This is a genomic window from Acidimicrobiales bacterium, assembly GCA_035536915.1.
GTDB lineage: Bacteria > Actinomycetota > Acidimicrobiia > Acidimicrobiales > JAHWLA01 > JAHWLA01.
The window spans coordinates 16,752-42,456 of record DATLNE010000052.1 but is presented as its reverse complement, the minus strand read 5'-3'; the positions used below and the strand labels follow the sequence as shown (position 1 = coordinate 42,456).

Here is a 25,705-nt window from a genome sequence, read left to right as displayed (position 1 = left end):
AGCGCCTGCACTTTGGTGGAGAGGCCGTACAGCCGGATGAAACCGGCCGCGTCCGCCTGGTCGTACACGTCGTCCGCGCCGAACGTGACGAACTGCTCGTCGTACAGCGCGAACTCGCTGGAACGACCGGCCACGGAGATGGCGCCCTTGAACAGGCGAAGCCTGACTTCGCCGCTCACACGCTGCTGCGTGACGGTCACGAAGGCGTCATATGCCTCGCGCTCGGTGCTCCACCAGCGACCGTCGTACACCAGCTCGCCGTAGCTGCGCGCGATGATGTCCTTGGCCGCGAGTGTGCGACGATCGAGCACGAGCTGCTCGAGCTCGCTGTGCGCCGCGTACAGGAGCGATCCGCCCGGCGTCTCGTACACCCCGCGCGACTTCATTCCGACAAGCCGATCCTCGACAAGGTCGATCCGGCCTACGCCATGCCTGCCGCCGATCGCGTTGAGCATGGACAGCAGGCCCACGGCGTTCATCGAGCGCCCGTTGACCGCGACGGGTGTCCCGCGCTCGAACCGGATCGTCACTTCCTCGGCTTCGTCCGGGGCGTCCTCCGGCGAGACGCTGAGCATGAACAGATCCGACGGCGGCGCAGCAGCGGGGTCCTCGAGAACTCCGCCTTCGTGCGAGATGTGCCAGATGTTGCGATCGCGGGAGTAGATCTTCTCCTTCGTCGCGGTGATGGGGACGTTGTGCGCCTCGGCGTACGCGATGGCGTCCTCGCGGCTTCGGATGTCCCACTCGCGCCACGGCGCGATGACGGGGAGATCCGGCGCGAACGCCGCGTAGGTCAGCTCGAAGCGCACCTGGTCGTTGCCCTTGCCGGTGCAGCCGTGGGCGACGGCCTGCGCCCCGTGGGTGCGAGCAGCCTCCACCAGGTGCTTGACGATGACCGGCCGCGACAGGGCGGACACGAGCGGGTACTTGCCCTCGTACTTGGCGTTGGCCTTGAGGGTGGGTGCCACGAAGTCGCGGGCGTACTCCTCCCGGCAGTCGACCACGACGGCTTCGACGGCGCCCGCGCCCAGCGCCCGTTGGCGGATGAGGTCCCAGTCGCCGCCTTGGCCCACGTCGGCCGCCAAGGCGATCACCTCCACGCCCATCTCCTCGATCATCCAGCGGACCGCCACCGAGGTGTCGAGACCGCCGCTGTACGCCAGCACCACTCGCTTTGCCACTGTGCTCCTCAGAGTCCGGCCAGCGCCGACAAGCGCTTGGCCACTTTCGTCCCACCGGTCCGTTCGGAAGCCACCACCATGATGGTGTCGTCACCTGCGACGGTACCGAGAATGTCGTCGAGCCCGGCCCGGTCGAGGGCCGATGCCACTACGTGCGCCGAGCCCGGCGGCGTGCGCAACACCACCAGGTTGCCCGAATGGGCCACTTCTACAACCCAGTCGCCCAACACCCTGCGCAAGTGCTCCTCCGGCGCTACCCGGTCCTTGGGCAGCTCGGGGATGGCGTAGACGGTGTCGCCGCCCGGCACCCGCACCTTCACCGCACCCAGTTCCTCGAGGTCGCGAGAGACGGTGGCTTGGGTGGCGACGACGCCGTCGGCGGCCAACAGTTCGACCAACTGTGTCTGGCTCGTCACCGCGTTGTCCTCCAGCAGCCGGGCGATGCGGTGCTGGCGCTGCGTCTTGGCCATCTTCATCCCGCCGTGACCCCGCTGAAGAAGAGGAAGAGGCCGCGCATGGCGTGCATGCGGTTCTCGGCCTGTTGCCACACGGCACTGCGGGGGCCGTCGACAGCTTCGGCGCTCACCTCTTCGCCCCGGTGGGCGGGGAGGCAGTGGAGGAACGTGACGTCGGGCGCGGCCAGGTCGAGCAGCGCGTCGTCGACGGTGAAGCCTCGGAACGCCTGACGGCGCTGCTCGGCCTCGCCCTCTTGGCCCATCGACGCCCACACGTCGGTGTAGACGGCGTCGACGCCCTTGACCGCCTCGGCGGGGTCGCGGAACAGGGGCACGTCGATGTCGGGCTCGAAGCCTTCGGGCGTCGCCACCCGGGCTTCCATGCCGGCCATATGAGCGGCCCGCACGAGCGAGCGGCAGACGTTGTTGCCGTCGCCCACGTAGGCGATGGAACGGCCTTGCAGGCTCCCCCACCGCTGCTTGAGGGTGAGGAGGTCGGCAACGGCTTGGCACGGGTGGGCGTCGTCGGACAGGAGGTTGACCACGGGCACGTCGCTGACCGCCGCCATCTGGCGCAAGGTGTCGTGGGCGAACACCCGAGCGGTGATGAAGCTGTGGTAGCGGGCCAGCACCCGCGCCACGTCAGCCGCGGGCTCGCGCTTTTCGAGGTCGATCTCCTCGCCCTTGATGGAGACGGGGTGCCCGCCCAACTGCACCACTGCCATCTCCGTGCTGTTGCGGGTGCGCAGCGACGGCTTCTCGAAGATGAGCACGACGCCTTTGCCGTCGAGCACCTTGGGCGGATCCGCCACCTCGGCGAGGGCGAGCACTTGTTCGAGCTCGTCGGGGCTGAGGTCGTCGACTTCGAGGAAGTGGCGCGTCATGCGAGGACCTTGGCGAGTACGGCGACCGCTTCGTCGATCTCGTCGTCGCTCACGAGAAGCGACGGTGCGAGGCGCAGGGCGCTGTCGGTGACGGCGTTGACGACGAGGCCTGCGCCGAGGGCGGCGGCGGCGACGTCTTTGGCCGTTCCCTTGGCTTGGAGCTCGGCGGCCACGAGCAGGCCGAGGCCGCGCACGTTGTCGATGCCGGGCAGGGCTTCGAGGGCGGCGGTGAGCCGCTTGCCCTGTTGCGTGGCCAGCGCGGGCACATCGTGCTCCTGCATGGTGCGCAGGGTCGCTTCCGCCGCGGCGGTGGCCAGCGGTTGCCCGCCGTAGGTGGTGGCGTGGTCGCCGGGGTGGAACGCGTCGGCCACCTCCGCCCGGGCCCAGCAGGCGCCGATGGGCATGCCGTTGCCGAGGGCCTTCGCCATGGTGACGACGTCGGGTTCGACGCCGAAGTGCTGGAAGCCGAACCACTCGCCCGTGCGGCCCAGGCCGGTCTGCACCTCGTCGACGACGAACAGGATGTTGCGCTCGTCGCAGAGCCGGCGCACTGCTTGCATGTAGTCGCGGTCAGCGGGCAGCACGCCCCCCTCCCCCTGCACCGGTTCCAGCAGGACGGCAGCCACGGTGGGGTCGAGGGCGGCTTCGAGGGCGTCGACGTCGTTGAAGGCGACGTGGCGGAAGCCTTCCGGGAGGGGCTGGAAGGCCTCGTGTTTCTGGGGCTGGCCGGTGGCGTGCAGGGTGGCCAGCGTGCGCCCGTGGAAGGAGCCGTAGGCGCTGACCACGACGTAGCGGCCGTGGCCCGCCCACTTGCGGGCCAGCTTGAGGGCGCACTCGTTGGCCTCGGCGCCAGAGTTGGCGAAGAACACCTTGCCGTTGCCGCCGAGGAGGCCGTCGAGGGTTTCCGCCACCCGCTGTTGTGTCTCGGTGCCGTAGAGGTTGGAGACGTGCAACAGCGTGCGGGCTTGGGTGCAGATGGCGTCGGCCACCGCCGGGTGGGCGTGGCCGAGCGAGGTGACGGCCAGTCCCGACAGGAAGTCGAGGTAGCGCTTGCCGCCGTCGTCCCACAGGTAACTGCCCTCGCCCCGGACGAAGGTCACCGGTTGCGGCGGGTAGGTGTTCATGAGCTTGCTAGGCATCTACGGCCTGACCATGGTGCCGATGCCGGAGTCGGTGAAGACTTCGAGGAGGAGGGCGTGGGGGGCGCGGCCGTCGAGGATGTGGGCGCCGCCGACGCCGGCGCGGATCGCCTCCACGCACGACGCCACCTTGGGGATCATGCCTTCGACGATGGAGCCGTCGGCCACCATGGCGTCGAGCTCGTCGGCGGTCAGCGACGAGACCAGCGTGGACGGGTCGTCCTTGTCGCGGCGCAGGCCCTCGATGTTGGTGAGGTAGACGAGCTTCTCCGCCTGCAGGGCGGCGGCGATGGCACCGGCGGCGGTGTCGGCGTTGATGTTGTAAGCCTGGCCCGCGTCGTCGCTGCCGATGGTGGCGACGATGGGGATGAGGTCCTGGGCCAGCAACCGTTCGACGATCCCGGCGTCGACGTCGGTGACGTTGCCCACGAAGCCGAGCTCGGGCGACTTGGCGCTGGCCCGGATGAAGCCTGCGTCCTCCCCCGAGAGGCCGACGGCCAGCGGGCCGTGGGCGTTGATCGCCGTCACGATGTCGCGGTTGACCTTGCCCACGAGCACCATGCGGGCAATGTCGAGGGTTTCGGCGTCGGTGACCCGGAGGCCGTCGCGGAACTCGGCCACCTTGCCCAATCGGTTCATCAGGTCACCGATCTGGGGGCCGCCGCCGTGCACGACGACGGGGCGCATGCCCACGGCGCGCATGAGGACGACGTCCTCGGCAAACGACGCCAGCGACTGGTCGTCGCCGATGGCGTTGCCGCCGTACTTGACCACCACCACCTTGCGCCAGAAGCGGCGGATGTACGGAAGCGCTTCGATGAGGACGCCCGCTTTTTCGTGCGCGTCCACTTAGCTCGTCCTCATGTTCTCGTCGATGTAGGCGTGGGTGAGGTCGTTGGTGAGGACGCTGCCCTTGCCGTCGCCCAAGGCGAGGTCAACGGTGAGACGCACGTCTCGCTGGGTGAGATGGGCTTTCACGGCTGCCGCGTCGTGGTCGATCTCGACGCCGTTGCGACAGACGGTGACGTCGCCGTAGGTGACGCTGACCGCGTCCGGGTCGAAGTCGACGCCCGCCGAGCCGGCCTCGCTCACCACCCGTCCCCAGTAGGGGTCCTCGCCGTAGAACGAGCACTTCACCAACTGGCTCTCGGCGATCTTGCGGGCGGCAGCGGCAGCTTGGGCGTCATCGCGGGCACCGGTGACGGTGACGTGCACGACCTTGGTGGCGCCTTCGGCGTCGCCTGCCATCTGGGCGGCCAGGTTGCTGCACGCCTCGGTGAGCAGGTCGCGCAGGGCGGCGTCGTCGGACACCCCCGACCGGCCGTTGGCCAGCACGATCACGGTGTCGTTGGTCGAGGTGCACCCGTCGACCGACAGTGTGTTGAACGAGTGCGCCACTGCGTGCTGGAGCAGGCCTTTGGCCACCGTGGGGTCGACGACCGCATCGGTGGTCAGCACGGCCAGCATCGTCGCCATGTTGGGGGCGAGCATGGCGGCGCCCTTGGCCATGCCGCCCACGGTGATGCCGTTGGCGGAGACGACCACTTCCTTGGGATGGGTGTCGGTGGTCATGATCGCCCGGGCGGCGTCGGGCCCGCCTGCGGCGGCGCGGGCAGCAGCCAGCGGGGCCATGCCCTTCTCGATCGGCGCCAACGGCAGCGGGATGCCGATGAGGCCGGTGGAGCAGACGAGCACGTGCGTCGCGTCGCAGCCGAGCTCCCGGGCCACCAGTGCCGTCATGCGCTCGGCGGTGGCCCGGCCCTCGTCGCCGGTCGCCGCGTTGGCATTGCCGCTGTTGAGCACGACGGCCGCGGCCTGGCCTCCGGTGGCCGCGAGGTGGGCGGCACTCACCTGCACGGGCGCCGCTTTGGCCTTGTTGGCGGTGAACACGGCGGCGGCGGGCACCGGCCTGCCGTCGTCGGTGGCCACCAGCGCCAGGTCGGGCGCGCCCGATTCCTTGATCCCGCAGGCGATGCCCGCGGCGACGAACCCCTGTGCGGCAGTAACGCTCATTTAGGGGTAGACCCCCACGATGGGGAGGCCGGTGGTTTCCGGCAGGCCGAGGGCGAGGTTGGCGCATTGCACTGCTTGGCCCGACGCGCCCTTCACCAAGTTGTCGAGGGCAGCGAGAACGACCACCCACCCGGTGCGGTCGTCGTAGCGGGCCGTGAGGTGGGCGGTGTTGGACCCAAGCGTGGCCTTGGTCGACGGCGGCGCATCCCCCACCACGACGAAGGGCTCATCGGCGTAGAACTCCCGCAGCACGGCCAACGGGTCGGTGGACCCAGCAGGCCGGGCGTAACAGGTGGCGAGGATGCCCCGGGTCATGGGCGCCAGGTGGGGGGTGAACAGCACCTGGGCGCCGGTGGCCTGCTCGATCTCCGGCGTGTGCCGGTGGTTGAGCAGCCCGTAGGCGGTGAAGTCCTCGTTGGCCGTGCCGAAGTGGGTGCCGTGCTTGGGCGTGCGGCCCGCGCCCGACACCCCACTGGCGGCGTCGACGACCACGCCGGTCGGCTCGATCGCACCGTTGCGGACCAACGGCGCCAGCGCCAGCGCGGCAGCGGTGACGTAACAGCCGGCCGCGGCTACCAGCGGCGCGCCGGCCAACTGCTCCCGGAACAGCTCGGGGATGCCGAAGGCGAACTCCCCCAAGAGCGCGGGCTGGGTGTGCTCCTCGCCGTACCACGTCGGGTACAACGAAGCGTCCTTCAGCCGGAAGTCGGCGGCCAGGTCGACGATGTGCGCCACCCGCTTGCGCACGTCGGCCACCAGGTGCTGCGAGGCGCCGTGGGGCAAGGCCAAGAAGGCGAGGTCGATCCCGTCAGCGGCGGCCGGGTCGGGCTCGGCGAACACCAGGTCGGGGTAGGCGGCGGCCAGGCTGGGATAGAGGTCGGCAGCACGGGTGCCCACCTGGCTGTCGGCCGTCGCCAACGCCACCTCGAAGTCGGGGTGCGACGCGCAGAGCCGCAGCAGCTCCGCACCCGTGTAGCCCGAGGCACCGAAGATGCCGACCCGAATCGCCATAGCCCGGCTACTATACACACTGCTGCATAATCATTCAAGCAGGGACGGGCTCGCCCAACTCCCCTTCCAGCTCCGACACCTCGGCTTCGACGTGCACGTTGGGAAGGACCCGTGCCAGCCAGCCGGGCAGCCACCAGTTGGCGTTGCCCAGCAACTCCATGGTGGACGGGACGAGCACCATCCGCACCAGGGTGGCATCGACGAAGATCGCCGTCGCCATGCCGATGCCGATCATCTTGAGGAACACGATGTCGCCCAGGACGAAGGCCAGGAACACCGAGATCATGATGGCGGCCGCCGCGGTGATCACCCGAGCGGTGGCGGCGAGGCCGTCGGCCACGGCCGCCGTGTTGTCGCCCGTGCGCACGTACTCCTCCCGGATGCGCGACAGCAGGAAGACCTCGTAGTCCATGGAGAGGCCGAAGAGGATGGCGAACATCATCATGGGGATGAAGCTCGGCACCGGCACGGCTTCGGTGATGCCGAACAACGAGCCGAACCAGCCGCCCTGCACGGCCAAGGCCACCACGCCGTAGGCAGCGCCGATCGACAGGACGTTCATGATGGCGGCCTTCAACGGCACCAGCAGCGAGTGGAACACCACCATCAGCAGCAGGAACGACAGCAGGATCACCGCGCCGATGAACAGGGGAAGGCGGTCGGCCACGTAGCGGTTGGCGTCGATGGCGCCGGCCGTCGGGCCCGTCATCAACACTCGCACGCCTTCAGCCCGCGGCAGCACGTCGCTGCGCAGGTGGTCGACCAGGTCCTCGGTGGCCTCGTCCTGCGGCGACGTGGTGGCGAAGGCGGCGACCAAGGCGACGGTGCCGTCGGGGCTCGGCTGTGGCGGAGCGACGAAGGCGATGCCGGGCACGCCCGACACTGTGCGCTGCACGGCGCCGAGCGCCTGTAGGTCGACGGGCCGGCCCGGTGAGGTGGACTCGGCCACCAGGATCAGCGGGCCGCTGAAGCCCGCGCCGAACCCCTTGGTCAACAGGTCGTACGACTGGCGGGTGGTGAACTCCTCGGGGTCGTTGCCCGCGTCGGGAAAGCCGAAGCGCATGCTCAGCGCCGGGGCGGCCAGCGCCAGCAGTACGAGCAGGCAGATCACGGCGGCGGGCCAGGGATAGCGCTGCACCACGCGACTCCACCGGTACGACAAGGCAGTGCGGTCACCGGCGGTGCGGGGCTTCACGAACGGCACCCGCAAGCTGTCGATCTTGCGCCCGACGAACCCGAGCAGGGCGGGCAGGAACGTCATCGAGGCGAGCATGACGACGAGCACCGTGCACACCGCGCTCACCGCCAGCCCCCGGAGGAAGCCCAGGTTCATCACGAACAAGCCGAGCAACGACACGATCACCGTGCAGCCCGCGAAGAGCACGGCACGCCCGGCCGTGGCCATGGCGATGATGACGGCGTCGTGCGGATCTCGTCCTGCTTGGAGCGTGGCTCGGTAGCGCGTGACGATGAAGAGCACATAGTCGATGCCCACGCCGATGCCGATCATGGCCGCCACCTGCGGCGCAAAGTCGGGCACTTCGAGGACGTTCGACAACAGCGCGATCAGCGAGGCGCCGATGCCGAGGCCGAACACCGCCACCAGCAACGGCATGCCCATGGCGAGCAACGACCCGAAGCTGATGAGCAGGATGAGGGCGGCCACGAGGAGCCCGATACCTTCCGAGCTGAACTCGCTCTGCTGCGCCGGTGCAATGGGCATGCCCGACAACTCGAAGCGCAGCCCCGGCCTGCTGCTGTCGTGCGCCATGGCGATGACGCCTTTGGCTGTCTCGATGGGGAACCGGTCGGCGGGCACGTCGAGGTGCGCGGTGGCGTAGGCGATGGTGCCGTCGCGGGAGATGCGGGGGGCGCCTTCGGCTCCGTACGGCGACTCGATGGCATCGACGTGCTCGACGCCCCGGAGCCGGTCGAGGAACGCCTCGAAGTCGCGCCGCACGTCACCGGCACGGACCCCGCCCGGGGCTTCCACCACGATGTCGATGTCGTCGCCGGCGCGCGTGGGGAAACGGGCCTTGAGGAGGTCCTGGGCTGCCTGCGACTCGCTGCCCGGCGTGGCGAACGTGAACTCGTTGTCGCCGCCGAAGCGTTGCGCCAAGACCGATCCGCCGACGAACAGCAGGATCCAGAGGGCGACGACAAGCCGCCGACGACGGTACGACCAAGCGGCGAGACGGACGAGCCCTGACGTGGAAGCGGTGGTCACGTCCCTAGACAAGCAGACGCGCGCCGACCGCCGTCGGACCGCGAGGAGGTTGTGTACCGATCGCGCCGCTTTACGGCGCGATGTGCGGGCAACTTCGGCGGTCAGGCCCGCAGTTGGGCATCGTGCGCGGCCTCGACGGCGGCAATGCAGCGGGTGCGCACCTCGGCCAGGTCGCTCTCGTTCAAGGTGCGGTCGAGCGACTGGAACCGCAGTCGGTAGGCCAGGCTCCGGGTGCCCTCGGCCAGGTGGGCACCGCGGTAGACGTCGAACAGGCGGAGGTCGACGAGCAGCTCGCCGCCCGTTTCCCGCAGCGTCGCCTCGACGGCCGCCGCGGCCACGCCGTCGGGCACCACGAAAGCCAAGTCGATGTCGCTCGACGGCAGCTTGGACACGACCTGCGACTGCACGTAGCTGCGTTCGCTCGGCAGCAGCAGGGCGAGGTCGGCTTCCAGCCAGCCCACGCGACCGGGCACGTCGAAGGCCTCGCACGCCGAGGGGTCGACCTCCCCCACCCAACCGACGGTGGCGCCCTCGCGGTCGACGATGCGCGCCGTACGCGTCGGGTGCAGGCCGTCGGTGGTATCGGCCACCAGTGAGAGGTCACCTCGGTGCAGCGTCGAGAGCACCCCGTCGAGCAAGCGCTTGGCCGCGGGGGCGCCGTCGTCGCCCGCGAGGACGACGGCCAGCCGTTCGCGTTCGTCGGGCAACGGGTCGCCTGCTGCAGGCATGCCGAAGACGTGGCCCACCTCGAACAGGGCCACCTCGGCATTGCGGTGCGACGCGTTGCCGGCCAGCGCCTTGAGCAGGCCGGGCAACTGCGAGGTGCGCAGCACGGACTCCTCACGGGCCAGCGGGTCGGTGGCGGTCAGTGCCGTGCCCGGCAGTCCGGCCCGTTCGAGGTCGCCGGGTGCCAACAGCGGCGAGAACATGGCCTCGCTGACGCCCGCGCCGACGAGCACGTCCTTGAGCACGCGGCGGGCCCGTTGGAACGGGGTGAGCGCGCCCACGAACGGGCTGCTGGGCACGGTGGTGACGATGTTGCTGTAGCCGTGGTGGCGGGCGATCTCCTCGATCACCTCGATCTCGCGGCTGACATCGGGGCGGAACGAGGGTGGCACCACGTCGACGGCGGTGTCGTGCGCGGTGGCCTGGAAACCGATGGGCGTGAGGTACGAGGCCATCGTCGGCGCATCGAGGGCGGTGCCGAGCACGGCGTTGACCCGGTCGACCCGCACGCGGATGGGCTCGCGTTCGGTGGGCACCGTAGAGAAGTCGAGGGTGTCGCTCACCTCGGTGGCGCCCAGCAGCTCGCAGAAGCGCTCGACGCTGCGTTCGATGCCGAGGGGGTCGCAGCCCCGCTCGAAGCGGGCCGAAGCCTCCGAGCGAAGCCCGATGCGTTTCGAGGTGCGGGCGATGGCCATGGGCGTGAAGTACGCCGCTTCCAGCAGCACCCGAGTGGTGGCCTCGGTGATCTCCGACGAGGCGCCGCCCATGATCCCGCCGATGCCAACGGGAGTGGACTCGGCGTCGCAGATGAGGCAGTCGTCGCCGTCACCCAACCGGCGCTCCACCCCGTCGAGGGTCACCACCGCCTCGTCCTGTCGGGCGGCACGTACCAACAGCCCGCCACCGGGCAAGGCGTCGAGGTCGTAGGGGTGGGTGGGCTGGCCCAACTCCAGCATCACGTAGTTGGAGGCATCGACGATGTTGTTGATGGGACGCATGCCCGCCAGCGTCAGCCGCCGGGCGATCCAGTCGGGCGACGGCTGCACGGCCACGCCGGTGACGACGGTGGCGGTGAAGCGCGGGCACAGGTCGGGCGACTCCACGGCGATGGTGGCCTGCGCCGCGCCGGCGCGGTGCGCCACGTTTGGCGTGGGGATGGAGAACGGCAGCTTCAGCCGGGCCGCGGCGTCGCGGGCCACGCCGGCCACGCAGTTGGCGTCGGGCCGGTTGCCCTCGATGGCCAGGTCGTAGACGACGTCGGCTTCGATGCCCAGTGCGTCGGCCACGGGCGTGCCCGGCTCCAGCGAGTCGGGCAGGAGCATGATGCCGCCCGCTTCGTCGCCCAGCCGAAGCTCGGCGGCCGAGCAGATCATCCCGAAGGAGTCGACGCCGCGCATCTTGCGGGCCGTGATCTCGAAGTCGCCGGGCAGCACGGCGCCCACCGTGGCGAACGGGACGGTGGCGCCCACGTCGAAGTTCCACGCGCCGCACACCACCTGCACGGGCTCGCCGCCGCCCGCGTCGACGAGCACCTGGCGGATCTTGTCGGCCTTCTTGATGGGCTGGATGTCGAGCACCCGGGCCACCACGACGCCGCCGAGTCCCTCCCCCACCCGCTCGATGCCCTCGACCACCATGCCGAGGTCGTCGAAGGTCTCGCCCAGCGCGACGGGATCGCCCTCGAAGGGCGCGAAGTCTCGGAGCCAGGAAAGGGGGACGCGCATCAGAACCTGCCGAACGTTGGTGGATGGATGGTCGAGTCGGCGGGGTTGGGGCCCCCGCCGACACCGCGATGAGCCGTCAGGCGAAGAGCCATCGGATCAGAACTGGGCGATGAAGCGGATGTCGTTCTCGAGCAGCACGCGCATGTCGGCGATGCCGTGGCGCATCTGGGCAAGGCGATCGATGCCGAAGCCGAAAGCGAAGCCCGTCCACTCCTCGGGGTCGAGGCCGACGGCGGCGAAGACGTTGGGGTGGACCATGCCGCAGCCGCCGAGCTCGATCCAGCCGGTGCCCGAGCACGTGCGGCACCCGGACCCCGCGCAGATGGTGCACGTCACCTCGAACTCGGCCGACGGCTCGGTGAACGGGAAGTAGGCGGGGCGCAGGCGGGCCTTGCGGCCCGGGCCGAAGTAGGCCTGGGTGAACGTCTCGATAATGCCCGCCAGGTCGCCGAAGGTGATGCCCCGGTCGATCACCAGTCCTTCGAGCTGCGAGAACGACGGCGTGTGGCGGGCGTCGGGGGTGTCCTTGCGGTACACCTTGCCCGGCATGATCGAGTAGATGGGCGGCGGCTGTGTCTGCATCACCCGGATCTGCACGGGCGAGGTATGGGTGCGCAGCAGCGTCGACTCGGCCTCGCCCCACTCCAGGTAGAGGCTGTCGTGGCCGCTGCGGGCCGGGTGCGCCTTGGGGATGTTGAGGGCTTCGAAGTTGTACCAGTCGGTCTCGACTTCCGGGCCTTCGGCCACCGAGAAGCCCATGCCCACGAAGACGTCTTCGAGTTCGTCGCGGGTCTGGGTGATGAGGCTCAGGTGGCCTCGGGTGGGCGGGCCGGGCAGCACCTCGGTGAGGTCGAGGCGTTCGGCTTCGAGGCGACGGCGACGTTCCTCGACGGCCATGGCCGCCCGGTGCTCGTCGGCCGCGGCCTGCAGGCGGCTGCGGGCCTCGTTGATGAGCTGCCCCACGGCCTTGCGCTCTTCCGGGGCGAGCGAGCCGAGGCGGGTGTTGAGCTGCGCCACGGCCGAGCGCTTGCCGAGCACCTCGGCTTCGGTGGCGCGCAGCTCGTCGAGCGACGTGGCCGAGGTGATGCGGGCCAGCCCGTCCTTCTCGATGAGCGCGATCTCGGCGGTGTCCACGACAGTCCTTCTTACGCGTGCAGGTCTTCGAATGCGTGCAGCGGCAGCGTAAAGCGGAACGTCGAACCCTCGCCGGGAATTGACTCGGCGGTGAGGCGGCCGCCGTGGGCTTCCACCAGGCCCCGGCTGATCCACAGGCCCAAGCCGGAGCCGGTGGGCTTGGTCTCGGCCCGGCGGAAGAACTTGGTGAAGATCTTCGACACGTCGGTCTCCGGTATGCCTTCGCCGCGGTCGCGCACGGCGACGGCCACTTCGTGCTCGGCCACGTCGGCTTCGACCAGCAGCCCCTTGGGCGACCCGTACTTGCAGGCGTTCTCGACCAAGTTGGTGAGGACCTGCACGATCTTGTCGGGGTCGGCGTAGACGGCGGGCACGTCGTCGGGGAAGGCGACGGTGGCTTCGAGGTCGGGGTACTCCATGTGCACCTTCTCGACCACGCTGGCGGCCAGCGCCTTGAGGTCGACCATCTGCCTGCGGAGCACCAGGCGGCCCGATTCCAAGCGGCTGATGTCGAGCAGTTCGGTGATGAGCCGGGTCACCCGATCCGCGTCGTGGTTGACCTGCTCGAGCATCATCTTCTTCTGGTCGTCGCGCAGGCGGTCCCAGCGGTTGAGCAGGAGGCTGGTGTAGCCCTTGACCGAGGTGAGCGGCGAGCGCAGCTCATGGCTGACCGTCGAGACGATCTCGATGCCGGTGGCCGCTTGGTGGCGGCGGGAGCCGGCGGGGCGCAGGACGAGCACGGCGCCGTCGACGCCGCCATCGGCGCGCCGTTGGTAGCGGCCGGTGACGTGGGTGGCGACATCGGTGCCGTCGGCCCGGCGGATCGTCACCTCTTGCTCGGGGACCAGGCGCACCGAGCGCAGGTATGCAGAGGGGTGCCAGTCGCCGTTGAGCAGCGGGTGGCCGTTCTTGCTGCGCACGTCGAGGAAGTCGCCACACGGCTGGCCCAGCAGCGCCTCCCGGTCGTAGCCGGTGAGGGTGGTGGCCGCTTCGTTGGCATCGACGATGCGGCGCTCGCCGTCGAGGCGCAGGACGGCGTCGGGCAGGAGGTCGATCATCGCCGTTGCCTCGCCGCTTCGAAGCAGAGGACGGCGGCGGCCATGCCCACGTTCAACGACTCGGCCCGGCCCGCCATGGGGATGGTGAGGCGCTCGTCGAGGGAGGCGTCGACTTCGGGGGGCAGCCCGTTGGCCTCGTTGCCGAGCACGAATGCCACCGGCTGGGTGAGGTCGAGCGAGACGTAGTCCGCGCCGGAGTGCGCCGCCGTGCCCAGGCGACGTACTCCCCAACCGCCGATGCGTTGGAGCATCTCCACGGGGTCGCCTCCCGCCACGACAGGGACGTGGAACAACGTGCCGGCCGACGCTCGTACCGTTTTCGGGTTGTACATGTCGACCGATCCGCCGCAGCAGACTACCCCGTCGGCACCGGCAGCTTCGGCACTGCGCAGGACGGTCCCGGCGTTGCCCGGGTCACGCACATCGACGCACACGACGAGGAACGTAGCGTCCTGCAGGCTGTCGAGCTCGACGTCGACATAGGGCACCACGGCCATGACGGGCTGAGGCGTCACGGTGTCGGCCACTCGTTCCATGACGCCTTGGGCGAGCACGTGCACACGGGCCTTGGTGGCGTCGGCCAGTTCGAGCACGTCGGGCGGGGCGTCGGCGGTGACGTAGACGCCCTCGACGGGCACGCCCGCGACGATCGCCTCGGAGAGGACCTTGGCCCCTTCGACGACGAAGACACGCTCGGCCGCACGCGCACTGCGGCGCCCCACGAGGCGCCGCAGTCGCTGGACCTTCTGGTGCTTGTAGGTGAGCTCGTGCCTCAGCCGGCCTGCTCCGCGACCTTCACCAGCGCGGCGAACGCGGTGGGATCGGTGACGGCGAGGTCGGCCAGCACCTTGCGGTCGACTTCGACCTCGGCGGCTTTGAGGCCGGCGATGAGGCGGCTGTAGCTCATGCCGTTCTGGCGGGCAGCGGCGTTGATGCGCTGGATCCACAGCTGGCGGAAGTCGCCCTTGCGCGCCCGGCGGTCGCGGAAGGCGTACTGCAGCGAGTGCATGACCTGCTCGTTGGCGGCGCGGTAGCTGCGGCTCTTGTTGCCGTAGTAACCCTGCGCCTGCTCGAGGATTGCCTTGTGGTGCTTCTTGGCGTGGACGGCGCGCTTGACCCTGGCCATTCGGGGTCTCCTTTCGTGGTGCGGACGGGACGGAAGGTGGAGTTCGGGGTGCGAGCGGCTAGAGGCCGAGCAGACGCTTGATCTGCTTGGCGTCGCCGCCGGTGACCTCGGCCTCGCGGCCCAACCGGCGCGTGCGGACGGAGGACTTCTTCTCGAGCAGGTGGGAGCGGAACGCCTTGCGGCGCATGATCTTGCCCGTCCCGGTGATCTTGAAGCGCTTGGCTGCGCCCCGGTCGGTCTTCATCTTGGGCATGTCGTTCAGCTCTCCTGGGTGTCGGCGGCGACAACCGGCTCGGCGCCGTTGCTGCTCGTCGTCTCGTCGTGCAGTTCGTCTTGGTGCAGTTCGTCTTCGTGCAGGTCGTCGGCCGCCGCCTTGGCCCGCTTGTCGGGAGCGAGGACCATGATCATGTTGCGCCCGTCGACCTTGGGCGCCGCCTCGACCTTGGCCACCGTGCCGACCTCTTCGGCGACCCGGTTCAGGATCTTCAGCCCCAGCTCCTGGTGGCTCATCTCCCGGCCTCGGAACATGATCGTGATCTTCACCTTGTGGCCCTGGCCGAGGAACTTCGCCACCTGTCGGGTCTTGGTGTCGAAGTCGCCCTGGCCGATCTTGGGCCGGTACTTCATCTCCTTGATGCTGACGTTGGTCGTCTTGCGCCGCGATTCCTTCGCCCGTTGCTCGTTCTCGTACTTGAACCTGCCGTAGTCCATGATCCGGCAGACAGGCGGGTTCGCCATAGGCGCCACCTCGACGAGGTCGAGGTCGGCATCCCGAGCGATGTGGAGCGCTTCGGGCAGCGGCTTGATCCCGAGCTGCTTGCCTTCGGCGTCCACGAGGCGTACCTCGCGAGCCCGGATGCGTTCGTTGATCCGAGGCTCGTTGCTGGTCGGTGCGGCGATGCGGCATCACTCCTTGGTGGTCGGGTCACGCGAAAAAGCGGACGTCACGGGAAGCAACGTCCGCTTGGCGGTCGATCGACCCGGACGCACCTTGGTGTGGCTTGGTGGCCGGGTGGGGGTGCTTGGAGGCGCCCCGCTTCCCTCTTCAGTTGTGCCCCCTAGGCTACCAGGCATGAGCACGATCTGGACACCCGGCGGCGAGGTACCGGTGGGCGGCGGGCCCGAACCTGCTGCGGGGGCGGCCGGGGAGCCGGGGCCGGTCGACGAAGCCGAGTTCGAAGCCAAGATGGACCAGTTGCGCCAGCAGCTGGCCGAGGCGCCCGCCGAGGTGGTCATCGCCAACCACTGCTTCGGGATGTTCGAGCTGGCCGCGATCCACCTGTCGCTGCAGCCGCCCAAGCTGGCCGAGGCCCAGTTGGCCATCGACGCCTTGGGCGCGGTGATCGAGGGCCTGGCGGGCCGGTTGGGCGAGGAAGAGCAGCAGTTGCGCGACGGCTTGGCCCAGTTGCGGCTGGCCTTCGTACAGATCAAGGCCTCGGCCGAAGCCGAGGCGGGTTAGCACGTGCTGGGGCGGGGTGGTGGTCCCGCCGCTCGTGCTGGTGGCATGCGGCAGCGACACCCCACCCGTTGATGAGGGCACGCGAGCCTTGAAGGAGGGCACGCGTGCGACACACATGACTGTCACCGGGCGACAATCAATTTCACCTCGGGGGGGTGTCGCAACGGACAGGCTGTGAGCGCATCATGCCTACGACAACCAAGTCGGCTGTCAAAGAGTCAGGGGGATTTTGCCATGGTTCGCTTGTGGAGAGCCCGACTACTTGTGGCGATCGCGCTGGGGGGCGTCGCCGTGGTCGTAACGGCGCCTGCAGCATCGGCACACGGGACCTGCGCAGTCACGGTCACGCCACCGCAGGAGTCCGGATCCTGGGTGGTCGCAACAGGGGCAATCTCGTGCACCAGTGCCCACCAGCTCTACACGATCACAGCCTGTCTCGATTATTCGTTCAGCGCAACAACTCGGACATACTGCAATACGAACAATGTCAACAACCCGGCGCTCCAGTTTTCCGCGAGCGTCACCGTCACGGCGCCGTGCGCGATTGGAGGGTGGTCGTCACGAGCGTATGGAACCGCGGGCACAGGCCATTCTCCGCCGCCCGCGTTTGGCGGAGCGATAACGGCGTTGTGCCTGTAGGCAGCGATCTCCGAGGAGGTAGCGCTTCGCTCGAAGCGCTACCTCCTCTCTCACTTCCGTGAGCCAAAGCTCCCGCTCAGCGGGAGCTTTGGCTCACGGAAGAAGCTTCGGAGCGGCCGAGGTGGCCGGGGGTCGTTTCGAAGGTGACTTCCGCGCCCACGTCGATGGTGCGGGTGCCGTCGGCGATGCGGGTGCAGTGGAAGGGGTAGCGGCCGCCGTCGTCGGCCTCGATCTCCCCGAGCCCCACGTGCTCGTCGAAAGCCATCACCCGCCCGCGCATCGGACTAGTGGACGATCTTGGAGAGCGGCAGTTCGATGATGTCGGTGGCGCCGTGGTCCTTGAGGGCGGGGATCAAGACGTTGATCTCGGCCTTGGGCACCACCGTCTCCACCGCGTAGCCGCCTTCGCCGAAGAGCTTCGACACCGTCGGCGCTTTCATCGACGGCAGGATCTCGATGAGCGACTGCAGGTCGGCGTCGGCCACGTTGAGCTTCACCAGCACCTTGCCGCGCGCTTCGAGCGTGCCCTGCAACAGCGTGTGGATCTGGTGCATGGCGTGGCGCTTCTCGGGGTCGTCGCACGCGGCGGGGTTGGCGATCAGCTCGGTGTACGACGTGAGGATGGTGTCGACGATGCGCAGGCCCGCCGCCTTCAGCGCCCGGCCCGTCTCGGTGATCTCCACCACGGCATCGGCGATATCGGGGATCTTGGCCTCGGTGGCGCCGTACGACAGCGTGACCGTGGCGTCGACGCCCGCCTTCTCGAGGAACCGCCGGGTGATCTCGGGGTACTCGGTGGTGACCCGCACCCCTTGGGGCAGGTCCTCGACGGCCTGCACGGGCGAGTCGGCGGCCACGGCGAGCACCAGCTTGATGGGCCGGGCCGTCGCCTTGGAATAGTGGAGCTCGCCCAGCGAGACCACGTCGGACGCCGTCTCCTCGATCCAGTCGCGCCCCGTGATGCCGAGGTCGAACAACCCCTCGGCCACATACCGCGGGATCTCCTGCGGCCGCAGGATACGCACCTCGTCGATGCGGGGATCGGCGATGGTGGCCTTGTAGTCGACCGACGACGAGCGGCTGACGGCGAGGTCGGCCGACTCGAACAGCTCGAGGGTGGCGCGCTCCAGCGAGCCTTTGGGCAGGACGAGTCGCAGCATCAGGTTTCCTTGAGGACCATGGCCATCTCGATGGCCGTCTCGGCCGCCTCGAAGCCCTTGTCGAGCCGAGCTTCCGCCTGCTCGACGGTGTCGGTGGTGAGCACGCCGAACACGCACGGCACGCCGGTGTCGAGCTGCACCCGCATGAGCCCCGATGCGCACTCCCCCGCCACGAAGTCGAAGTGCGGGGTGTCGCCCCGGATGACAGCGCCCAGCGTGATCACGGCGTCGTTCTTGGCCGCCAGGTGCTTGGCCACCAGCGGGATCTCGAAGGCGCCGGGCACCCACGTGACCGTGGGTTCGGCCGCGCCGTACTTCTCCAGCGCGGCCAGCGCGCCCGACAGCAGGCGGTCGGTGATGAAGTCGTTGAACCGCCCGCACACCACGGCGAAACGCAGCCCCGACGCGTCGAGGTCGCCCCGCCGCCCGCGTTTGTCAGAGGACGTCATCCAGCCCCTCCAGGAGGTGGCCCATCCGCTCGCGCTTCGTGCGGAGGTAGTCGATGTTCTCGGGGTTCGGCGTGGACTGCAACGGCACCCGCTCGACGATGTCGAGCCCGAACCCTTCGAGGCCACCGTACTTGGCCGGGTTGTTGGTCATCAGGCGCATGGTGGTGATGCCGAGGTCGACGAGGATCTGGGCACCGATGCCGTACTCCCGGCTGTCGGCGGGCAGCCCCAACTCCAGGTTGGCGTCGACCGTGTCGCGCCCCTGCTCCTGCAGCCGGTAGGCCCGCAGCTTGTGGCCGATGCCGATGCCGCGGCCCTCGTGGCCCCGCAGGTACAACACGACGCCCATGCCTTCGTCGGCAACCCGCTTGATGGCGGCGTCGAGTTGCGGCCCGCAGTCGCAGCGCATCGACCCGAACACGTCGCCGGTGAGGCACTCGCTGTGTACCCGGACCAACACGTTGTCCTCGCCCTGCACGGCGCCGTTCACCAGCGCCAGGTGCTGCTGGCCGTCGAGCACCGACTCGTAGGCGTAACAGGTGAAGTCGCCGTAGGCCGTGGGGATGCGGGCCTCGGCGATGCGGCGCACGAGCTTCTCGTTCTGGCGCCGATAGCGGATGAGGTCGGCAATGGAGATGAGCAGCAGGCCGTGCTCTTCGGCGAACGCTTCGAGCTCGGGGAGGCGGGCCATGTCGGTCTTCTTGTTGTCGACCACTTCGCACAGCACGCCCGCCGGGTAGAGCCCGGCCATGCGGGCCAGGTCGACGGCGGCCTCGGTGTGGCCTGCCCGCTTGAGCACGCCGCCCTTGGCGTAACGCAGCGGGAAGATGTGGCCGGGGCGGGCGAAGTCGGCGGGCCTGCTGGCGGGATCGATGAGCGCTTGGATGGTGGCCGCCCGGTCGTAGGCGGAGATGCCCGTGCTGGTGCCGTGGCGGTAGTCGACGCTGACGGTGAACGCCGTGCGGTGCGACTCGGTGTTGTGCGTGACCATCAGCGGCAGGTCGAGCTCGTCGAGGCGCTCGGGCGTCATCGGCGTGCAGATGAGCCCCGAGGTGTGCTGGAGGAAGAAGGCGATCTTCTCCGGCGTCGCCGCCTCGGCGGCCATGATGAGGTCGCCCTCGTTCTCGCGGTCCTCGTCGTCGACGACGACGACGATCTCCCCTCGCCCGATGGCGGCGACGGCCTTGTCGATCTCGGAGAACGGCATAGTGCTACGGCCTTTCCTGAAGCAGTCGTTCGACGTACTTGGCGACGACGTCGACTTCGATGTTGACCCGGTCGCCGGCGAGCCGGTGGCCGAGGGTGGTGACGTCCCCCGTGTGGGGGATGACGGCAACGGTGAAGCCGTCGGGCAGGGCGTCGACCACGGTCAACGAACAGCCGTCGACGGTGATGGAGCCTTTGGGCACGACGTAGCGCAGCAGCGCCTCGGGGATGCGCACGCGCAAGTCGGGGGCCGGGGTGACGACCTGGCCGACGGCATCGACGTGGCCCTGCACGATGTGGCCACCGAGGCGGTCTTGGGCTCGCACCGGGCGCTCGAAGTTCACCACGTCGCCGGGCTGCAGGTCGTCGAGGTTGGTGCGCGACAGCGTCTCGTCCACGGCGTCGGCCTCCCACGTGTCGGTGCCGAGGGCGACGACGGTGAGGCAGCACCCGTTCACCGCGATGGAGTCGCCGATGGCTGCGTCCTGGGTGACGACCTTGGCCTCGAAGGTGAATCGTCCGCCGTCGCGTGCCGCCACCCTCCCCAGTTCTTCCACGATCCCGGTGAACACTTACGCTGCGACCTCGACTCGTAGGTCGTCGCCCAGTTGCTCGACCGACAGGATGCGGCCGCGCCACACGTCGGCCACGGTGGCGGCGCCGGGGCCGGCAAAGAGGCCGCGGGCATCGTCGCCGCCGAAGAACGCCGGGGCCAGGTAGAGCACGTAGCGGTCGACCAACCCCGCGGCGTGGAAGTCGTGGGCCACGGTGGCGCCGCCCTCGACCAGCAGTTGCAGCACCCCGCGGCCGCCGAGGTCGTCGAGCACGGTGCGAAGGTCGCCGCTCACCTCCACCGCGGGCTGCACCTTGGCCTCGGCGGGTGCCGAACCGAGGACCACTCGCAGCGGGTCGCGGCCCTCGACGTGGCGCACGGTCAGCGAAGGGTCGTCGGTGCGCACGGTGCCGGCGCCGACGAGCACGGCATCGCTGTCGGCCCGCAGGCGATGAGCGTCGGCGCGAGCCGCTTCCCCGGTGATCCACCGGCTGGTGCCGTCGGGCGCGGCCGTGCCGCCGTCGAGGGTGGCGGCCAGCTTGAGCACGACCCACGGGCGACCGGTGCGGCGGTGCTTGAGGTAAGGCGCCAACTGGTCGCCCACCTCGTCGGCCAGCACGCCCACCTCGACCTCGATGCCCGCCTGGCGCAGCTGCCCGACGCCCCGGCCCGCCACCTGGGGGTCGGGGTCTTCGATGCCGACCACCACGCGTGCGACACCGGCGTTGACGATGGCTTCGGTGCACGGCCCGGTGCGGCCCGTGTGGGCGCAGGGCTCGAGGGTCGTCCAGAGCGTGGCCCCGCGTGCCGCCTCGCCCGCTGCAGCCAGGGCGACGGCCTCGGCGTGCGGTCCGCCGGGCGGCTGCGTGGCCCCCTCGTGGCCGCTCGACAGCACGCATCCCACCCACGGGTTGGGCGACGTGGAGGCGCGCACGGAAGCGGCCAGTGTCATCGCCCGCCTCATCGCTGCTGTGTCGTCCATATCGTGACCCGGCCGTCCAGTGTGACATGCAGGGTCACGAGCCGGACAGTTGGCGGGCCCCGCAACCCAACCCTCGAACTTGTGTAGGAATCGCGTTGTTTTCCGCGCCGTTTCCTACGCAACTTCGGCGGTGGGGTGGGCGGGGGGTCAGTGGGGGTGTTCGCCGCGCAGGAGCGACAACGCATGGGGCACCACGTCGAGCACGGCGTCGAGGCACTCGACAGCGCCGGTCGTGGAGCCGGGGGTGTTGAGGATCAGGGCGTGGTCGAGCGCGCCAGCCACCGCCCGCGACAAACGTCCGAGGGGGCTGACGAGTCGCATGGCCTCGGCCAAGCCGGGCGCCTCTCGGTCGAGCACGATCTTGGTGCCTTCGGGCGTGAGGTCGCGAGGGCCGAAGCCCGTGCCACCGGTGGTCACGATGAGGCCGCTGAAGTTGCCCGCCATCTCCCGCAGGGCGAAGGCCACCGAGTCGACCCCGTCGGCCACCGCCCGGTGGTCGTCGACGGTGAAGCCCGCAGTAGTGAGGCGCTCTACCAGCGCCGCGCCCGAGCGGTCCTCGCGGGTGCCCGCCACGACACCGTCGGAGACGGTGAGGACCTTGGCCCTCACAGCGTCGCGGCGGCGCGGATGCGAGCGGCGGCGGCCACCGGGTCGTCGGCCCGGAAGATGGCGTTGCCCGCCACGAACACGGTGGCGCCCGCCTCGGCGGCAATGCGCGCCGTTTCCTCGTTGATGCCGCCGTCGACCTGGATGGCGAGCGACAGGCCGCGCCGATCGATCTCGTCGCGGGTGCGGCGCACCTTGTCCATCACGTCGCCGATGAACGACTGCCCGCCGAAGCCGGGGAACACGGTCATGAGCAACAGCAGGTCGAGCCGGTCGAGGTAGGGCTCGAACGCCTCGTAGGGCGTGTCGGGGTTGACGGCCAAGCCCACGTCGAGGCCCAGCGAGCGCATCTGCTCGATGAGCTCGTCGGTGCGGTCGAGCTCCACGTGCACCGAACACCCGTCGGCGCCCGCCTTCTTGAACGCCTCCAGGTACTTCTCCGGGTTGGTGATCATCAGGTGGCAGTCGAGGTACAGGTCGGTGTGCTTGCGCAGCGACGCCACCACCGGCGGGCCGATGGTGAGGTTGGGCACGAAGTGGCCGTCCATCACGTCGACGTGGAGCATGTCGGTCTCGGGGGCCACGCCGTCGACGGCGGCGGCCAAGGTGGCGAAGTCGGCGGAAAGGATCGACGGGGCGATGCGGGCCATTGCGCCCAACGCTACGGCTTGCGCAGGCCGAGCACGTACATCCCGTCGGTGCCTGCGGCCTGCGGGAGCAAGCGGGCGCCGCGCCCCAACGGTTCCCACGGCGCCACAGGCGGCGGCAGGGGCGCCAGCGTGGGGTGGGCGTCGGCTAACCACTCGTCGATGCCGAGCGACTCGGCCAGCGTCAGCGTGCACACCGAGTAGACGAGCACGCCTCCGGGCCGCACCAGGTCGACGGCTGCGTCGAGCAGTTGGCGTTGCAGGACGACGAGCCGGTCGATGTCGTCGGCCTCGATGCGCCACCGGGCGTCGGGCCGCCGGCGCAGCACGCCCAGCCCCGAGCACGGCGCGTCGAGCAGCACCCGGTCGAACGAACCTGGCCGGTAGGGCGGCCTGCGCCCGTCGGCCTGCACCACGGCCACGGTGTCGAGCCGGAGGCGGCGCACGTTCTGCTGCACCAGCCCCACCCGGAAGCCGAGTAGGTCGGAGGCGGCCACGAAGGCGGCCGCCATCGCCGTCGCTTTGCCGCCCGGCGCGGCGCACAGGTCGGCCACCCGCTCCCCCGCCGACGCACCCACATAAGCAGCGACCTGTTGCGACGCCTCGTCCTGCACGTAGCCGTCGTCGCGCTCGGTCACCGTGGGGGCGACGTTCATCTGCTCCAACGCCTCGGCCGCGGCATCGACGCCGAGGTCGGCGGCCAGGCGGCGCACGATCCAGTCGGGGTAGCTGAGCTTGGTGGCGGGGTCGGGCCACCGCGGCGGCAGGGCGCCGGCCACCTTGCGCAGCACGGCGTTGACGAACCCACGGGCTCGCGGTGGCGCGGCAGAGACGGTGGCCGACACTGCGGCGTGGGGCGGCGTCTGGAGGAAGGCGAGCTGGTAGGCGCCGAGGCGCAGGACGGCGCGCACGTCGGGGTCGAGGGGCCGGTCGGTGAAGCGGTCGACCAGCCAGTCGCAGGCCCGGCGCATGCGCGTGCTGCCGTAGACGAGCTCGGTGACGAAGGCGCGGTCGCGGGCCGAGAGGTCACAGGCGTCGAGCAGCTCAGGCACCACGAGGTTGGCGTAGGCGCCCTCGTCGATGCGCAGCAGCGCCTGGGCGGCGACGGCCCGAGCGTTCTGGTCCGTCGATCCGGCGCCCTGGCGCCGAATCGACGGACCAGAAGGGCGGGGGGTGGAGGCCGTCATTCGCCGAGGCGTTCGCCGGGCTGGAGGCGGGCGCCGTTGGCCCAAGCGGCGGCCGACTGCGGGCCTTTGCCCTCCGGCTGCACCTCGACCAACTCCAGTCCGGCGCCGTCGCCCGCGGAGACGACGAGGTTCTCGATCTCGCCGTGCAGGCCGCCCGACGCGGTCACCAAGCGGGCGTCGAGCACGCGCAAGCGCTTGCCCCGGAACGTCGTCCACGCCCGGCCCAGTCGCACCACACGGTGCAGTTCTTCCGCGGGCCGCCACCAGTCGAGCCGGAACTCCTCGGGCTCCAACTTGGCGGCGTAGGTGGCCTCACCTGCCTGGGGCACCGGCTCGCCCAGCCCCTCGCGCAGCCGTTCCACCAACAGGCGGGTGCCGACGGTGACCAGTCGCTCTCGCAGCGAGTCGGCCGTCTCGCCCGCGCCGATGGCCACCTGCTCCACGGCATAGACAGGCCCGGTGTCGAGCCCTTCCTCCAACTGCATGAGGCACACGCCGGTCTCGCTGTCGCCCGCCAGGATGGCGCGCTCGACGGGTGCGGCACCCCGCCAGCGCGGCAGCAGCGAGAAGTGGAGGTTGAGCATGGGCACCCGTTCGAGCACGTGCGGCTTCACCAGCCGCCCGAAGGCCACCACCACCCCCAGCTCCACATCGGCGTCGAGCACGTCGTCGACCCGTTCGGTCACCGGGATGCCATGCGCCTCGGCTGCGGCCTTGACCGCACTGGGCACGAGCGCGCCACCGCGGCCGCGACGGCGGTCGGGCTGGGTGACGACGAGGGCCACGTCATGGCCGGCGTCGATCAACGCCTCCAGCGGCGGGACCGCGGCCGCGGGCGTGCCGAGGTAGGCGAGCCGGGTCAGCGGCGTCCGGGCGGCCGCAGTTCGGCATCGCCCATGGTCGACAGGTCGAGCGCTTGCCGCCGCAGCTCGCGCATCGCCTCCTTGCGGGTGTCGGGATCGAGCCGGTCGAGCAGCAAGGTGCCGTCGAGGTGGTCGAGCTCGTGCTGGAACACCCGGGCCAGGTACTCGTCGGCTTCGATCGACAACTCGTTGCCGTCGAGGTCGAAGCCCACCAGGTGCACCTGCTTGGGCCGGGTGATCGTCCAGTACAGGCCGGGCACCGACAGGCAGCCCTCGTCGAACTCCCACTCGCCGTCGGACTCCTCGATGCGGGGGTTCACGATGGCCTGGGGGCCGTCGCCGATGTCGTACACGAACAGCCGCTTCTGCACGCCGATCTGGGGCGCCGCCAGCCCCACGCCGGGCGCCGCGTACATCGTCTCCACCATGTCGTCGACGAGCCGCAGCAGGGCGGCGTCGACATCGCCGACCTCGGCGGCCCGTTGCTTGAGCACGGGGTCGCCGAAGACCCGGATGACATGCGTGGACATGGCTTCAGGCTATCGGGTCGTCCGGCGTTGTCGGCCCAGGTGCGTCGGGTTCGATGAGGACCCGGTCGCGGTGGTGGGCCACGACGAGGGCCATGGAGGCAGCAGCCAGGAACACGCCGACGATCCCCTCGCGCGCACCGTCCCTGACGGCCGTTTCGACGTCCTGGCTCGAGAAGGTGCCAGGCGCCACCGCCTGGGCCAACCCCGACAGCGTCATGGCCGCACCGACGATGAAGGCAAACAGCCCCACCAGAGACGACACGTAGAGATAGGTGGAGAAGACGGGGGCGGCGGGCCCGCCGACGAAATCGTCGGACGCAGCCAGGTTCCGCAACTGGCGACGGTGGTACACCAGCAACGCCCCGGCGACAGCCGTGACCACGAGTCCTTGCATCAGGTTTCGTGCTGCCTCCTCGTCGCCGTGGGATTCGACCCCTCGTAGTGTCCCGAAGCTGTCGTCGTCGAACGACGGACTGTCCGAGAACGTCGGCCCGCTCCCCATCTCCTCGCCGGCGGCCAGGGCCATGAGCGACCCCATGGTCGAGGTGGCGGCGAACAGGGCGATGAACAGGGAGAAGAAGAGGATCACGCAGAGGTAGGTGGCCTTGAGCCGGTGGCCTCGAGGGTCGGGTTGCCCGCGGTTGGCGCCGACGGCGACGGCGATGACGAGGACCAACACCGAGAACACGATGTTGCTGACGATCGCCCCGGCTTGGAGGAAGAACAACTCACCGAACATGCGCCAC

Annotated in this window: 28 protein-coding genes; 1 reads left to right on the top strand and 27 read right to left on the bottom strand. The window is 69.8% G+C overall.

The features are described 5' to 3' along the window. From VM938_16325 to infC, 15 genes are all read right to left on the bottom strand, one after another. Nucleotides 1–1,133, bottom strand: a 1,133-nt coding sequence (locus VM938_16325) for an argininosuccinate synthase (GenBank protein HVF76604.1), incomplete at its 3' end; no start/stop codon positions are given. A 56-nt stretch (nucleotides 1,134–1,189) separates the two neighbouring features. After that, the gene (argR, locus tag VM938_16320; GenBank protein HVF76603.1) at nucleotides 1,190–1,657 is read right to left on the bottom strand and encodes an arginine repressor; all 468 of its coding nucleotides are present in this window, start codon (nucleotides 1,655–1,657) and stop codon (nucleotides 1,190–1,192) included. Continuing rightward, the gene (locus tag VM938_16315; GenBank protein HVF76602.1) at nucleotides 1,654–2,520 is read right to left on the bottom strand and encodes an ornithine carbamoyltransferase; all 867 of its coding nucleotides are present in this window, start codon (nucleotides 2,518–2,520) and stop codon (nucleotides 1,654–1,656) included. Before VM938_16315 ends, argR begins: the two co-directional genes overlap by 4 nt. After that, complete coding sequence (locus tag VM938_16310; GenBank protein ID HVF76601.1) at nucleotides 2,517–3,659, bottom strand: acetylornithine transaminase; 1,143 nt, start codon at nucleotides 3,657–3,659, stop codon at nucleotides 2,517–2,519. Before VM938_16310 ends, VM938_16315 begins: the two co-directional genes overlap by 4 nt. After that, nucleotides 3,660–4,508 carry an acetylglutamate kinase gene (argB, locus tag VM938_16305; GenBank protein ID HVF76600.1) on the bottom strand — a complete coding sequence of 283 codons (849 nt, stop codon included), beginning with the start codon at nucleotides 4,506–4,508 and terminating at the stop codon, nucleotides 3,660–3,662. Further along, nucleotides 4,509–5,672 carry a bifunctional glutamate N-acetyltransferase/amino-acid acetyltransferase ArgJ gene (gene argJ / locus VM938_16300; GenBank protein HVF76599.1) on the bottom strand — a complete coding sequence of 388 codons (1,164 nt, stop codon included), beginning with the start codon at nucleotides 5,670–5,672 and terminating at the stop codon, nucleotides 4,509–4,511. Beyond that, the gene (gene argC / locus VM938_16295) at nucleotides 5,673–6,683 is read right to left on the bottom strand and encodes an N-acetyl-gamma-glutamyl-phosphate reductase (GenBank protein HVF76598.1); all 1,011 of its coding nucleotides are present in this window, start codon (nucleotides 6,681–6,683) and stop codon (nucleotides 5,673–5,675) included. A gap of 34 nt (nucleotides 6,684–6,717) precedes the next feature. After that, nucleotides 6,718–8,910: an MMPL family transporter gene (locus VM938_16290; GenBank protein ID HVF76597.1), complete on the bottom strand. Its 2,193-nt coding sequence runs from the start codon at nucleotides 8,908–8,910 to the stop codon at nucleotides 6,718–6,720. A 101-nt stretch (nucleotides 8,911–9,011) separates the two neighbouring features. Continuing rightward, nucleotides 9,012–11,360, bottom strand: a complete 2,349-nt coding sequence (gene pheT / locus VM938_16285) for a phenylalanine--tRNA ligase subunit beta (protein HVF76596.1) — start codon at nucleotides 11,358–11,360, stop codon at nucleotides 9,012–9,014. Nucleotides 11,361–11,456: 96 nt separating this feature from the next. Then, nucleotides 11,457–12,494 carry a phenylalanine--tRNA ligase subunit alpha gene (gene pheS, locus VM938_16280; protein HVF76595.1) on the bottom strand — a complete coding sequence of 346 codons (1,038 nt, stop codon included), beginning with the start codon at nucleotides 12,492–12,494 and terminating at the stop codon, nucleotides 11,457–11,459. Between the two features lie 11 nt (nucleotides 12,495–12,505). Beyond that, nucleotides 12,506–13,552 carry a PAS domain-containing sensor histidine kinase gene (locus VM938_16275; protein ID HVF76594.1) on the bottom strand — a complete coding sequence of 349 codons (1,047 nt, stop codon included), beginning with the start codon at nucleotides 13,550–13,552 and terminating at the stop codon, nucleotides 12,506–12,508. Continuing rightward, nucleotides 13,549–14,274 carry an RNA methyltransferase gene (locus VM938_16270; protein HVF76593.1) on the bottom strand — a complete coding sequence of 242 codons (726 nt, stop codon included), beginning with the start codon at nucleotides 14,272–14,274 and terminating at the stop codon, nucleotides 13,549–13,551. The genes VM938_16275 and VM938_16270 overlap by 4 nt, the downstream gene beginning before the upstream one ends. Before the next feature lie 50 nt (nucleotides 14,275–14,324). Then, nucleotides 14,325–14,678, bottom strand: a complete 354-nt coding sequence (rplT, locus tag VM938_16265; protein ID HVF76592.1) for a 50S ribosomal protein L20 — start codon at nucleotides 14,676–14,678, stop codon at nucleotides 14,325–14,327. 58 nt (nucleotides 14,679–14,736) lie between these two features. Further along, nucleotides 14,737–14,931: a 50S ribosomal protein L35 gene (gene rpmI, locus VM938_16260; protein ID HVF76591.1), complete on the bottom strand. Its 195-nt coding sequence runs from the start codon at nucleotides 14,929–14,931 to the stop codon at nucleotides 14,737–14,739. A gap of 5 nt (nucleotides 14,932–14,936) precedes the next feature. Beyond that, nucleotides 14,937–15,578 carry a translation initiation factor IF-3 gene (infC, locus tag VM938_16255; protein ID HVF76590.1) on the bottom strand — a complete coding sequence of 214 codons (642 nt, stop codon included), beginning with the start codon at nucleotides 15,576–15,578 and terminating at the stop codon, nucleotides 14,937–14,939. Nucleotides 15,579–15,750: 172 nt separating this feature from the next. Between infC and VM938_16250 the strand changes: the two genes are divergently transcribed. Then, nucleotides 15,751–16,137 carry a hypothetical protein gene (locus tag VM938_16250; protein HVF76589.1) on the top strand — a complete coding sequence of 129 codons (387 nt, stop codon included), beginning with the start codon at nucleotides 15,751–15,753 and terminating at the stop codon, nucleotides 16,135–16,137. Between the two features lie 715 nt (nucleotides 16,138–16,852). Here VM938_16250 and VM938_16245 read toward each other — a convergent pair. The 12 genes from VM938_16245 to VM938_16190 all read right to left on the bottom strand — a co-directional run bounded on the left by VM938_16245 (nucleotide 16,853) and on the right by VM938_16190 (nucleotide 25,698). After that, nucleotides 16,853–17,056, bottom strand: a complete 204-nt coding sequence (locus VM938_16245) for a cold shock domain-containing protein (GenBank protein ID HVF76588.1) — start codon at nucleotides 17,054–17,056, stop codon at nucleotides 16,853–16,855. Nucleotides 17,057–17,060: 4 nt separating this feature from the next. Next, entirely contained in the window at nucleotides 17,061–17,936 is an 876-nt protein-coding gene (gene hisG, locus VM938_16240) for an ATP phosphoribosyltransferase (GenBank protein HVF76587.1), read from the bottom strand. Continuing rightward, nucleotides 17,936–18,385 carry a 6,7-dimethyl-8-ribityllumazine synthase gene (gene ribH, locus VM938_16235; GenBank protein HVF76586.1) on the bottom strand — a complete coding sequence of 150 codons (450 nt, stop codon included), beginning with the start codon at nucleotides 18,383–18,385 and terminating at the stop codon, nucleotides 17,936–17,938. The genes hisG and ribH overlap by 1 nt, the downstream gene beginning before the upstream one ends. Next, the gene (locus VM938_16230; protein HVF76585.1) at nucleotides 18,372–19,592 is read right to left on the bottom strand and encodes a bifunctional 3,4-dihydroxy-2-butanone-4-phosphate synthase/GTP cyclohydrolase II; all 1,221 of its coding nucleotides are present in this window, start codon (nucleotides 19,590–19,592) and stop codon (nucleotides 18,372–18,374) included. Before VM938_16230 ends, ribH begins: the two co-directional genes overlap by 14 nt. A gap of 4 nt (nucleotides 19,593–19,596) precedes the next feature. Further along, nucleotides 19,597–20,163, bottom strand: a complete 567-nt coding sequence (locus VM938_16225; GenBank protein HVF76584.1) for a riboflavin synthase — start codon at nucleotides 20,161–20,163, stop codon at nucleotides 19,597–19,599. Beyond that, nucleotides 20,164–21,108 carry a bifunctional diaminohydroxyphosphoribosylaminopyrimidine deaminase/5-amino-6-(5-phosphoribosylamino)uracil reductase RibD gene (gene ribD / locus VM938_16220; protein ID HVF76583.1) on the bottom strand — a complete coding sequence of 315 codons (945 nt, stop codon included), beginning with the start codon at nucleotides 21,106–21,108 and terminating at the stop codon, nucleotides 20,164–20,166. It abuts the gene before it with no gap. A gap of 165 nt (nucleotides 21,109–21,273) precedes the next feature. Continuing rightward, nucleotides 21,274–21,735 carry a MogA/MoaB family molybdenum cofactor biosynthesis protein gene (locus VM938_16215; GenBank protein HVF76582.1) on the bottom strand — a complete coding sequence of 154 codons (462 nt, stop codon included), beginning with the start codon at nucleotides 21,733–21,735 and terminating at the stop codon, nucleotides 21,274–21,276. Then, nucleotides 21,732–22,382, bottom strand: a complete 651-nt coding sequence (gene rpe, locus VM938_16210; protein HVF76581.1) for a ribulose-phosphate 3-epimerase — start codon at nucleotides 22,380–22,382, stop codon at nucleotides 21,732–21,734. The genes VM938_16215 and rpe overlap by 4 nt, the downstream gene beginning before the upstream one ends. 11 nt (nucleotides 22,383–22,393) lie before the next feature. Then, on the bottom strand, nucleotides 22,394–23,566 hold the full coding sequence (locus VM938_16205; GenBank protein ID HVF76580.1) for a transcription antitermination factor NusB: 1,173 nt from the start codon (nucleotides 23,564–23,566) through the stop codon (nucleotides 22,394–22,396). Further along, complete coding sequence (locus VM938_16200; protein ID HVF76579.1) at nucleotides 23,563–24,429, bottom strand: methionyl-tRNA formyltransferase; 867 nt, start codon at nucleotides 24,427–24,429, stop codon at nucleotides 23,563–23,565. The genes VM938_16205 and VM938_16200 overlap by 4 nt, the downstream gene beginning before the upstream one ends. Then, nucleotides 24,426–24,959, bottom strand: coding sequence for a peptide deformylase (gene def / locus VM938_16195; protein HVF76578.1), 534 nt, complete (start codon nucleotides 24,957–24,959; stop codon nucleotides 24,426–24,428). The genes VM938_16200 and def overlap by 4 nt, the downstream gene beginning before the upstream one ends. Nucleotides 24,960–24,963: 4 nt before the next feature. Further along, the gene (locus VM938_16190; GenBank protein HVF76577.1) at nucleotides 24,964–25,698 is read right to left on the bottom strand and encodes a hypothetical protein; all 735 of its coding nucleotides are present in this window, start codon (nucleotides 25,696–25,698) and stop codon (nucleotides 24,964–24,966) included. Nucleotides 25,699–25,705: the final 7 nt, after the last annotated feature.